Annotated in this window: 11 protein-coding genes; 5 read left to right on the forward strand and 6 right to left on the reverse strand. The window is 63.4% G+C overall.

Annotation, left to right across the window (positions count from 1 at the left end):
- The 3 genes from EN994_RS05970 to EN994_RS05980 form a co-directional block, all read right to left on the reverse strand.
- Positions 1 to 778, reverse strand: a 778-nt coding sequence (locus tag EN994_RS05970; RefSeq protein WP_245465989.1) for a glutamate-cysteine ligase family protein, incomplete at its 3' end; no start/stop codon positions are given.
- A 144-nt stretch (positions 779 to 922) separates the two neighbouring features.
- Positions 923 to 1,657: a 16S rRNA (uracil(1498)-N(3))-methyltransferase gene (locus EN994_RS05975; protein ID WP_013530342.1), complete on the reverse strand. Its 735-nt coding sequence runs from the start codon at positions 1,655 to 1,657 to the stop codon at positions 923 to 925.
- A 31-nt stretch (positions 1,658 to 1,688) separates the two neighbouring features.
- The gene (locus tag EN994_RS05980) at positions 1,689 to 2,336 is read right to left on the reverse strand and encodes a hypothetical protein (protein ID WP_063170128.1); all 648 of its coding nucleotides are present in this window, start codon (positions 2,334 to 2,336) and stop codon (positions 1,689 to 1,691) included.
- Between the two features lie 88 nt (positions 2,337 to 2,424).
- Between EN994_RS05980 and EN994_RS05985 the strand changes: the two genes are divergently transcribed.
- Both EN994_RS05985 and EN994_RS36690 read left to right on the forward strand, forming a co-directional pair.
- A complete protein-coding gene (locus EN994_RS05985) occupies positions 2,425 to 3,123 on the forward strand; it encodes a type 1 glutamine amidotransferase (RefSeq protein WP_127307434.1) in 699 nt (232 codons plus the stop codon).
- Between the two features lie 293 nt (positions 3,124 to 3,416).
- On the forward strand, positions 3,417 to 3,548 hold the full coding sequence (locus EN994_RS36690) for a hypothetical protein (protein WP_013893872.1): 132 nt from the start codon (positions 3,417 to 3,419) through the stop codon (positions 3,546 to 3,548).
- A 38-nt stretch (positions 3,549 to 3,586) separates the two neighbouring features.
- Here EN994_RS36690 and EN994_RS05995 read toward each other — a convergent pair whose 3' ends face one another.
- From EN994_RS05995 to EN994_RS06005, 3 genes are read right to left on the reverse strand one after another with little or no spacing between them, the layout of a single operon-like run.
- Positions 3,587 to 4,360, reverse strand: coding sequence for a metallophosphoesterase (locus EN994_RS05995; RefSeq protein ID WP_063170129.1), 774 nt, complete (start codon positions 4,358 to 4,360; stop codon positions 3,587 to 3,589).
- Positions 4,361 to 4,387: 27 nt separating this feature from the next.
- Positions 4,388 to 5,533, reverse strand: coding sequence for an alpha-hydroxy acid oxidase (locus EN994_RS06000; RefSeq protein ID WP_013530347.1), 1,146 nt, complete (start codon positions 5,531 to 5,533; stop codon positions 4,388 to 4,390).
- Between the two features lie 19 nt (positions 5,534 to 5,552).
- Positions 5,553 to 6,356 (reverse strand): FCD domain-containing protein, encoded by an 804-nt coding sequence (locus EN994_RS06005; RefSeq protein WP_032808722.1) that lies wholly within the window; start codon positions 6,354 to 6,356, stop codon positions 5,553 to 5,555.
- Positions 6,357 to 6,562: 206 nt separating this feature from the next.
- Here EN994_RS06005 and EN994_RS06010 point away from each other — a divergent pair, with 206 nt between their 5' ends.
- From EN994_RS06010 to EN994_RS06025, 3 genes are all read left to right on the forward strand, one after another.
- A complete protein-coding gene (locus EN994_RS06010) occupies positions 6,563 to 7,885 on the forward strand; it encodes a DUF3422 family protein (protein ID WP_013530349.1) in 1,323 nt (440 codons plus the stop codon).
- A 128-nt stretch (positions 7,886 to 8,013) separates the two neighbouring features.
- The gene (locus EN994_RS06015; RefSeq protein WP_013530350.1) at positions 8,014 to 9,510 is read left to right on the forward strand and encodes an FAD-linked oxidase C-terminal domain-containing protein; all 1,497 of its coding nucleotides are present in this window, start codon (positions 8,014 to 8,016) and stop codon (positions 9,508 to 9,510) included.
- A 223-nt stretch (positions 9,511 to 9,733) separates the two neighbouring features.
- A partial coding sequence (locus tag EN994_RS06025) for an FAD-binding protein (protein WP_245465990.1) occupies positions 9,734 to 10,526 on the forward strand: 793 nt, incomplete at its 3' end.

The raw sequence follows: 10,526 nt of genomic DNA on the forward strand, positions 1-10,526 counted from the left end.
CCCATTCGACATAGTCGGCGAAACCGAAATCGGGCGAGAAGCAGAATTCGAGCAGGCCCGAGCGCTGGTTGTCGGTGTCACGCCAAATGTCGCCGCGCCAGCTCTGCAAGCCGTTCGGGTGGCTTTCGGTGAAAGGCGAATTGGCGAACAAGGCCGTCGACAGCGGCTGCAGCTTCAACGACACCTGCATCTTGCGGCGCATGTCGGCCTCGCTCTCGAAGTCGAGATTCACCTGGATCGTGCAGGTGCGGTACATCATGTCGAGGCCCTTGGTGCCGACCTTGGGCATGTAGCGCGTCATGATCTCGTAGCGCGATTTCGGCATTTTCGGCGTCTCGGCAAGCGACCATTTCGGGCTGCCGCCGAGGCCGAGGAAGCGGATGCCCATCGGCTCGGCGATCTCGCGCACCTGCGCCAGATGGGCGTTGCCCTCGCGGCAGGTCTGGTGGATCGTCTCCAGCGGTGCGCCGGAAAGCTCGAACTGGCCGCCGGGTTCCAGCGAAATCGCCCCCTGGCCGGTCGGTTCGACCAGGCCGATGATGCGGCCGTCATCGACGATCGGGTCCCAGCCGAGCTTTTCCTGCATGCCTTCGAGGATGGCGCGGATGCCGCGCTCGCCGCCATAGGGGACCGGTGCATTGCCGTCGACATAGAAGGGGAATTTCTCGTGCTCGGTGCCGATGCGCCATTTGTCGCGCGGCTTGTTGCCTTCGGCCAGGTGCTCGACGAGTTCGTCGACACCTTCGATCGGGCGGAAATCGGTCGTATCGCGCGCCATGATGGTACCCTCAGAGGCGGCCGGATGACCGCCGGCGGTAAATGGACGAAATGTCAGCAGACGATCAAGCGAAAAATCCTGAGCCACAGGTCAACAGGAATTGAACGTTGCTGGAACTCTGCGTCCCTTGCAAGGGATGACGTCTCACCAGTCTCCGACCGTTGCCTGCATCACCGCGAATGCGGCCACCGCCGCCGTATCGGCGCGCAGGATACGCGGGCCGAGCGGAATGGCGGTGACGAAGGGCAGGGCGCGCAGCATCTTGCGCTCGTCGTCGGAAAAGCCACCCTCCGGCCCGACCAGCAGCCCAAGCTTCTTTTCCTTGACCGCCTGCAGCGCGGCCAGCGGATTGTTGGTCGAAGCATCCTCGTCGCAGAAGATCAGCCGTCGCTCTGTGTCCCAGCCGGTCAACAGGCGGTCGAATTTTTCGGCTTCGCGCACCTGAGGCACCGCCAGGATGCCGCATTGCTCGGCGGCTTCGACGACATTGGCGCGCAGGCGATCGATCGACGGCTTGGCCACTTGCGTGTGCTGGGTAATGACCGGCTGCAGGATGCCGGCGCCCATCTCGACCGCCTTCTGCACGAGATAATCGAGCCGGCCCTGCTTCAGCGGCGCAAAGCAGTAGACGAGATCGGGCAGAGGCGGCTGCGGCCGCTGCAGCGCCGACACCTTCAGCCGCACCGCCCTTTTCGTCTTCGCCGATATGGCCGCCGACCACTCGCCGTCGCGGCCATTGAACACCAGGATTTCGGCGCCTTCGCCAAGCCGCAGCACATGCAGGAGATAGTGGCTCTGCTGTTGGCCGGCCTCGAATTCGATGTCCGGCGCGAGATCGTCGGTCACGAACAGACGTTGCATTTTGTAATTGGCGCGCATCGCCGAGGAATGAGCGAGCCGGCCGCCGGCGTCAAGCCTCGGCGGTCGGATGCCACACCGGCCGAAAGCCGTGCCGCAGCACGCAGAGCGTCGTGGCCGGCGTCAGTAGCGAGAGTGTCTTGCTTTTGAGCATGTCGAAATCGTTGGGGTGCTCATATCCCGCAAAGGACCAGCGCAGTGCCTTGCCGCTACGCAGGGCATAAACAGTGCCGCCATCCGCAACCACGACGCCGTCCGGCAGGCCGGCAAGGTCTTCAACCGCAATCACCGGCGGCTTGCCGCCTGACGCCAGCCGCTCCTTGTGCAGCCGCTTGTCGACCATCGGCGCGCGCGGTTCGGCGATGCCGAAGGCTTCGCCGAAGCGGCCGACGAAATCCCTGGCCCGTTCGCGCTGGCAAAAGAAGCAGGGGCGATGCCCGGCCGCCAGTGCGGTCACCTCGTCGAGGAAGAACAGCTCGGTCCAGCCCGCTTTACCGCCCTTCCTGTTGCGGCCCATCGGTTCGCGCCGCACATTTCGGAATTGGCAGACGCAGATGATCCAGGCTTGAAGCGCCCAGCGCTTTTTCTTGAGCGTCTTCGTCTCGGGGTCGTGGATGATGCCGCGATTGCCGGTGAACATGCCGCGATCGGGCACGGCATGGATGGCGCCGAACGGATCGACCCGGTTCTGCAGTGGCATAGTTTTCTCTCCGGACACGCATCTTGGCTGCAATGCGAGCGGCATGATATCGCTCGTCGCAGCTTTTTCATGTCAGCAGGGTTTTGCGATGCGGGTGCTGGTGGTCCAGAACTACGACAATACCGGCCTCGGCCAGGTCGGCGCAGCACTTGCGGGAGCGGGCGCCGATCTCGACCTGCGTCTCCCTTACAGGGGCGATCCCCTGCCGGATGACGCGGCCGGGCATGATGCCATGGTGGTGCTCGGCGGGGGCCAGAATGCGCTGGCCGACGATGAGTATCCCTATTTCCCGGCACTGCTCGAACTGACCCGCGACTTTGCCGACAAGGATCGCGCCGTGCTCGGCATCTGCCTGGGCAGCCAGCTCGTCGCTCGTGCCTTTGGTGGCGAGAACCGTATCGGCGGCGCCAATGAGTTCGGTTGGCACGGCGTGTCGCTGACGCCTGACGCCAAGGCCGATCCGGTTCTGGGCGCTCTACCGGCAAAGTTCCCGATCTTCCAATGGCACGACGACACCTTCGTGTTGCCCGAAAACGCCGTACGGCTTGCCGGCAACGAGGTCGCCGAGAACCAGGCGTTTCGCGTCGGCCGAGCCGTGTACGGTTTCCAGTTTCATTTCGAGGCCGACCGGCCGATGGTCAAGGACTGGAGCGCGTCCTTTGCCCCGACCATCGCTGCGCGCCATCCCGACTGGGCCGGCAAGCTCGATGGCGAAATGGCCCGCAACGGGCCCGATGCGGATGCCGCTGGCCTCGCCATTGCCCGGGCCTGGGTAGCGACCATCTGAGCGTTGGTCTCTCCGTACCCTCCAGCGTGACATAATTGGCACGCGGCGGTGAAACCGCCTGGGGAAAACGGTTTCATTCTTGGCTTGTGTCCGCCCGCCATCCTAGAAGGCGCGCGCTCTGCATCTTCTGTGCAACGGCTATGAACCTTTTGTGTGACCCGCGCGACACACCGTTGATACAGAACATGCCTAGAAGCGCAAAATCGTCGAAACTTTGAAGCGAATTCTCCGTTTCAACGCATTGGTAACCGCCTGGTGCACAGATGCAGAAAGCTCAACAAGAGATGACCTCCGTGAAAGCAGCGCTTCTGTCCTTTGCCATGTTGTCCGCCATCGTGCTGTGCGGTCTCGGCATCTATGCCGCCGACGCAGCCAACAACCACAACGCCGTCGACGGTTACGGCGTCACCGCCTCGCTGCGCTAAAGCGGGAAGCGTCTTTCGCGTCCTCCGACGCGCGGCGCTCAAGCTTCCTTAATCGTCATTGTCAGGATGCGTTTGTCCGCGCCGTCGATGACGAGCGCGCTCAGCATGCCTGATTGCCAGGCAAGCGTGTCGACATTGACGCGGTTTGCCATCACTTCCGCCTCCGGCACCGGCGTGTGGCCGTGCACCACGATCTTCGGATAGAGGTCGGGGTGGTTGTGGAAGACGTCGCGGATCCAGATCAGATCCTGCGGGTTTTGCTTCTCCAGAGGAATGCCCGGCCTGATGCCGGCATGGCAGAAGAAGAAGTCCCCGAAAGTCACGGAAAACGGCAGCGATCGCAGGAAGTCGATGTGGCTTTGCGGCACGGCCTCGACCAGTGCCTGATGTCCTCTGCGCACGGCCGATTCGGCCTTGCCGAACCACACGCTTGTGCCTTCACTGATCGTTACGCCGTAAGACTGTGCCGTCTGGATGCCGCCGAACCGGATGAAAAGCCCTTCCGGGTCAGGGGTCTTGAGAAAATCGAGAAAGCCGATGTCGTGGTTGCCGGCCAGCATCAGGTGACGAGGGTCTCGCTCTTGCGCTTCGATCAGGAAATCGATGACGCCCTTCGAGTCCGGCCCGCGGTCGACATAGTCGCCAAGATGGATGACGCGCCAGTCGGCAGGCGCCTCCTGCTCGATCTCGGCCCTGATGCGCAGATGCATGGCGGCCAGCAGGTCGAGCCGGCCGTGGACGTCGCCGATCGCATAGAGACGGATGCCGTCCGGCCCATGCGCGTCGAGAAAATGGATGCCGGATTCTGCCAACTTTTCGGTGTCTCCGTGGTCAGGCGGTCACGGGACCTGGCGCCGGAGCTGGTCCTTGCCCATGTCGGTGACAAGACGCTTTCCGCACAGCGCCAGCGTGATGTCCATCTCCTTGCGGATGATTTCCAACGCCTTGGTAACCCCTTCCTTGCCAAGCGCCCCCAGGCCGTAAAGAAACGGCCGGCCGATATAGGTTCCCTTGGCACCGAGGCAAAGCGCCTTCAGGACATCCTGGCCGGAGCGGATGCCGCCATCCATATGCACTTCGATCGTGTCGCCGACCGCGTCGGCAATCTCTTCCAGCACGCCGATCGACGACGACGCACCATCGAGCTGGCGCCCGCCATGGTTGGAAACGATGATCGCGTCGGCGCCGGTCTTGGCCGCCATCAGCGCGTCCTCCTTGTCGAGAATGCCCTTGAGGATCAGCTTGCCGCCCCAGCGCTCCTTGATCCAGGCGACGTCCTTCCACGACAGATGCAGGTCGAACTGCTCCGTCGTCCACGATGCCAGCGAGGCCATGTTGCCGACGCCCTTGGCGTGGCCGACAATGTTGCGGAAGGTCCGCCGCTTGGTGCCGGCCATGGCGGCGCACCAGCGCGGGCGGATGGCCATGTCGACGATGTTGGTCAGCGTCAGCTTGGGTGGCGCCGAAAGCCCGTTGCGGATGTCCTTGTGACGCTGACCGAGAATCTGCAGGTCGAGCGTCAGCACGAGCGCCGAGCATTTCGCCGCCTTTGCCCTGTCGATCAGGTTGAGCACGAAATCCTTGTCACGCAGCACATAGAGCTGAAACCAGAACGGCTTCGTGGTAACCGAGGCGACATCCTCGATCGAGCAGATGCTCATCGTCGACAAGGTAAACGGCACGCCGAATTCCTCCGCCGCCTGCGCCGCCAGCATCTCGCCATTGGCGTGCTGCATGCCGGTCATGCCGGTTGGCGCCAATGCCACCGGCATAGACACTTTTTCGCCGATCATCGTCGATGCCAGCGAACGGTTGTCCATGTCGACGAGGACGCGCTGGCGGAACTTGATCTTCTGGAAATCCTCCTCGTTGGCCCGATACGTGCTTTCGGTCCACGAACCGGAATCGGCATAGTCGAAGAACATCTTCGGCACACGCCGGCGTGCGAGGTCCTTGAGGTCGGCGATGGTCAGGATCTGGCTCATGGGCTTCCCGTTTCGATAGCTAGGAGCGTTTGCGTGCTGGTTCTGTATCGGTGGCGTCAACGCGCTGTTTCAACCTCAGCCGCGAGACGCGCTGCCAGTCGCCGCTGCGCTCGGCCTCCGCCATCGACCGTTCGACATAGGTGATGTGGTCCATCGCCGCCTGGCGGGCGGTGGCCGGGTCGCCGGCCTTCACCGCCGCATGGATCGCCCGGTGCTGCGCGAGCAGGGCGTCGCGCGCGCCGGGTACGGTGAACACCAGCAGCCGGTTCTGGAACACGCCCTCCGACAGCAGCCGATAACAGGAGCGCAGCGTGTGCAAAAGGATGATGTTGTGTGCGCATTCGCAGATCGCGTGGTGGAACTCGACGTCGATCTCGGCCTCGTCGTCGAAGTCGCCGGTCCGGTGCGCATCGTCCATGCGTGCCATGATCTTGTCGAGCAGCGCCATGTCGTCTGGGGTGGCGCGCCGTGCCGCATATTCAGCCGCAACCCCTTCGATCTCGCGGCGGTATTCCAGATAGTCGGTCACTGCCTTGCGGTGCATCGAGATCAGGTCCGTCACCGGTTTGGTGAAGAGCTGGCCGATGACATCGGCGACATGCGTGCCGCCGCCGGGCCTTGTCGTCAAAAGGCCGCGTCCTTCCAGTGCCTTCAGGGCGTCACGCAGGATCGGCCGCGATACGTCGAACTGGCGTGCAAGCTCGCGCTCGCCCGGCAGCCGGTCGCCGGTGCGCAGCACGCCTTCGAGGATGAGGCTCTCGATCTGCTGCACCACCTCGTCGGCGGTGCGCGAATGCTCGATCCTGGAAAAAATGTCGCTCAACAGAATGCCTGGAAGGTGAACCGGTGCCGCAGAATAGAGCCTGCCTCGCCAACTGGTCAAATTATTTATCCAATTGACAAAAAGCAGGCCGATTTCCCGCCCGATCCCGTGATCTTCGGCTAACTTTGCCGTTTGCGTCGTCAGGCCATTGGCACTAGAGGGACGCGAGTGCAAGCGGGTTCAAGGAAACCCCCGGGGAACAAGCCGTGTCAGACGACCCGTCCGATCTCGAATTCCAGCCGCGCGCCAAGGGCAGCGTCATGGGCTTTCCCGCGCATGAGGGCCGGCCCGGCGCACTCGGCGAGGTTCATGCCCGGCCGCATCCGCTGATCGAAAAGCCACGCGTCCTGATGCAACTCGCCTTCATGACGGAGGGCGGCTCCGGCGTCGACCACGCGGTGCTTTCCGAACTGTCGCGGCGCCTCGGCATCGCCGCGCCCGACCGCCAGGCCCGCCACCATGCCATGAAATGGGGCAAGGGCTCGCTGCGCTGGGAGCGGCACACCGAATTCTCGACCTATTTGTGGGAAGGGCCGCTTTCCGAAAGCGGCAGGACGCAGGAGGACTCACCCTTCGGCAACGGGTTTTCCCCGCCGGGAACCTGCATCTCCGGCATCAGGCTCGAAATCCGCAAATGGACGCAAGCAAGCGAGCAACTGATAGCCGGTTTCGATCCGACCAGCCTGTGCTACTCGCTGGTCGAGCGCGGAAACGCCGCCATCGTCACCGATTTTCGCCAGGATGGCGATGGCCTGACGCGCATGCTGCTGCTCGATCGCGGCTTGACCCCGGCGCGCACCGGCGCGTTGTCACAGCGGCTTATCGACATCGAGACCTATCGGACGCTGGCCATGCTCGGCCTGCCGCTGGCGTTGACCTTGTCCGGCCGCGCCCGCCGCATCGAAGACCGGCTGGCGCAGACCACGCTGGAAATGAAGGTCGCCGGGACACGGGACAGCCAGACCTTGCTGGCCGATCTGACCGAACTTGCGGCGGAGCTGGAGGCGGACGCGGCGTCGAGCCTTTACCGTTTCGGCGCCAGCCGCGCCTATGACGGCATCGTCGGCGAACGGCTGGACGCACTCGAGGAAGAGGCTGTGCCCGGCTATGACACATGGCGCGGGTTCCTGCAGCGCCGTGTGGCGCCCGCAATGCGCACCTGCCGCTCGGTCGAGGAGCGGCAGGAAAATCTATCGCGAAAACTGACCCGCGCCACGACGCTGCTGCGCACCTGGGTCGATGTCGAGGTCGAGAAGCAGAACCGCGACCTGCTTGCCTCGATGAACAACCGGGCCCGCCTGCAATTGCGCCTGCAGCAGACCGTCGAGGGGCTCTCGGTCGCCGCCGTCTCCTATTATGTGGTCGGCCTTGTCGGCTATGTCGCCAAGGGCGCCTCGATCTTCGGCCATGCCTTCGCGCCGGAGATCATTACCGCTGCTTCGGTGCCTGTCGCCATCCTGCTGGTCTGGTGGGGCGTGCGCCGCGTGCGCCGGATGCACTCCGAACCCGGCAAGCCGCCCGGCGAATAGCAGCGGCAGATTGCCGCTGCGTAAGCCTGTCTCCGCCTTGAAGTTGGATTCGCCGCCATTACAGGATTTGCACCCAACGCGCTTCACTGGTAAAAGATTTTGACCAGTCAAGCGAAATGAGGCTGCTGATGTCCGGCCTGGCCATGCCGAAACCAGACGATGCCACGATGCGCCGGCGCGACGAGATCGTCGCCGACATGCGCATCATCGTGCCGGGTGAGGGCGTCGTCGACGCCGCCAATTCCATGCGCGCCTTCGAGAGCGACGGCTTGACCGCCTATCGGCAGCTGCCGCTGGTCGTCGTGCTGCCGCAAACGGTGGCGCAGGTTTCGCGCGTGCTGAAATACTGCAACGACCGCAACATCCGCGTCGTGCCGCGCGGCTCCGGCACCTCGCTGTCGGGCGGGGCGCTGCCGCTCGAGGACGCGGTGCTGCTGGTCATGAGCCGTTTCAACCGTATCCTCGGGATCGATTTTCCCAATCGCGTCGTCGTTGCCCAGCCGGGCGTCACCAATCTCGGCATCACCACCGCCGTCGAGCAGGAGGGCTTTTACTACGCCCCCGATCCATCCTCCCAGATCGCCTGCTCGATCGGCGGCAATGTCGCGGAGAATTCCGGCGGCGTGCACTGCCTGAAATACGGCCTCACAGCCAACAATGTGCTCGGCATCGAGATGGTGCTGATGAATGGCGAGGTGGTGCGGCTGGGCGGCAGTCACCTCGATGCGGAAGGCTACGACCTGCTCGGCGTCATGACCGGGTCCGAAGGGCTGCTCGGCGTCGTCACCGAGGTCACCGTGCGCATCCTGAAGAAGCCGGAGACGGCACGTGCACTGCTGATCGGCTTCCCGACCAGCGAGCAGGGCGGCCAGTGCGTTGCCGACATCATCGGCGCCGGCATCATCCCGGGCGGCATGGAGATGATGGACCGGCCGGCGATCCATGCGGCGGAAGATTTCGTTCATGCCGGCTATCCCCTCGATGTCGAGGCGCTGCTGATCGTCGAGCTCGACGGGCCGGGCGTCGAGGTCGATCATCTGATCGGGCTGGTCGAGGCGATCGCCTACAAGAACGGCTCGACCACCTGCCGCATTTCGCAGTCCGAACAGGAACGGCTGAGCTTCTGGGCCGGCCGCAAGGCGGCGTTTCCGGCCGTCGGCCGCATCTCGCCCGACTACTACTGCATGGACGGCACCATCCCGCGCAAGGAGCTGCCGCGCGTGCTCGCCGGCATGCGCGAGCTGTCGGAAAAATACGGTCTCGGCGTCGCCAATGTCTTTCATGCCGGTGACGGCAATCTGCATCCGCTGATCCTCTACGACGCCAACGTACCGGGCGAACTCGACAAGGCCGAAAGTTTCGGCGCCGATATATTGCGGCTCTGCGTCAAGGTCGGCGGCGTCTTGACCGGCGAACACGGTGTGGGCGTGGAAAAACGCGACCTGATGCCGGAAATGTTCACCCAGATCGATCTCGACCAGCAGATGCGCGTCAAATGTGCCTTCGATCCCAACCATCTGCTCAACCCGGGAAAAGTATTTCCGCAGCTGCGGCGATGCGCCGAGCTTGGGCGGATGCATGTGCACCGCGGGCAGGTGGCGTTTCCGGACATTCCGAGGTTTTGAGGGTGATGACGGCGCGTGAACACCCCCCTCTGTCCTGCCGGACATCTCCCCCTCAAGGGGGGAGATTGGCAGCTTGCGCGCCTCGCCCTTCCGTCATCATTGAAGATTGGCGAAGCCATATGCGACATCTGATCTCCCCCCTTGAGGGGGAGATGTCCGGCAGGACAGAGGGGGGCGCCAGGGAACTCGGCATATCCGAACTCGCATCTGGCGCGGTCTCTTCATGACCACCTTCACCCCGACCACCCCATCCGAAGTCCTCTCCACCATAGCCTGGGCCGTGGCGGAAGAGGCGCCGCTCGAACTCCTTGGCCATGGCTCCAAGCGTGGCATCGGCCGGCCGCTGCAAACCGAACACACGCTCGACCTGTCGAAATTATCTGACGTCACGCTCTATGAACCGGCTGAACTGGTGCTGTCGGCCAAGGCAGGCACACCGTTGGCCGAGATCGAAAAACTGCTGGCGGAAAACGGCCAGCAGCTCGCTTTCGAGCCGATGGATTACGGCCCGCTGCTTGGTGGCGAACCGGGCAAAGGTACGATCGGCGGTGTGCTCGGCGCTAACCTCTCCGGTCCGCGCCGGCTCAAGGCGGGGGCCGCGCGCGACCATGTCCTGGGCATCAATGTGGTGTCCGGTCGTGGCGAGGCCTTCAAGTCGGGCGGTCGCGTGGTCAAGAACGTCACCGGCTATGACATGTCGAAGCTGATGGCCAACAGCTGGGGCACGCTGGCCGTCTTCACCGACGTCACCTTCAAGGTGCTGCCGGCAGCCGAGACCGAAGTCACGCTCGCCATCCGTAGCATGATAGAAGATGAAGAGGAAGAAGAAATGGAAAGGGAGAGGGGAGAGAGGGAGGAAGGGGAGAGGGAAGAAAAAAGGAAGGAGAGGAGAGAAGAGAGAGGAGAAAGAGGAAGGAGAGGAAGAGAGGAGGAAAAGAGGAGGAGAGGAGAGGGGGGAGGAACGGAGGGAGAAGAAAGAAGAGAAGAGAGGAAAAAGAGGAGAGGAAAGGAAGGAC

Source organism: Mesorhizobium sp. M7A.F.Ca.CA.002.09.1.1, from assembly GCF_003998555.1.
GTDB lineage: Bacteria > Pseudomonadota > Alphaproteobacteria > Rhizobiales > Rhizobiaceae > Mesorhizobium > Mesorhizobium ciceri.

Bases quoted from the DNA above. Each gene is read 5' to 3' on its own strand.
- EN994_RS05975 (WP_013530342.1), bottom strand. From the start codon at position 1,657: ATGCGCGCCAATTACAAAATGCAACGTCTGTTCGTGACCGACGATCTC.
- EN994_RS05980 (WP_063170128.1), bottom strand. From the start codon at position 2,336: ATGCCACTGCAGAACCGGGTCGATCCGTTCGGCGCCATCCATGCCGTG.
- EN994_RS05985 (WP_127307434.1), top strand. From the start codon at position 2,425: ATGCGGGTGCTGGTGGTCCAGAACTACGACAATACCGGCCTCGGCCAG.
- EN994_RS06000 (WP_013530347.1), bottom strand. From the start codon at position 5,533: ATGAGCCAGATCCTGACCATCGCCGACCTCAAGGACCTCGCACGCCGG.
- EN994_RS06015 (WP_013530350.1), top strand. From the start codon at position 8,014: ATGTCCGGCCTGGCCATGCCGAAACCAGACGATGCCACGATGCGCCGG.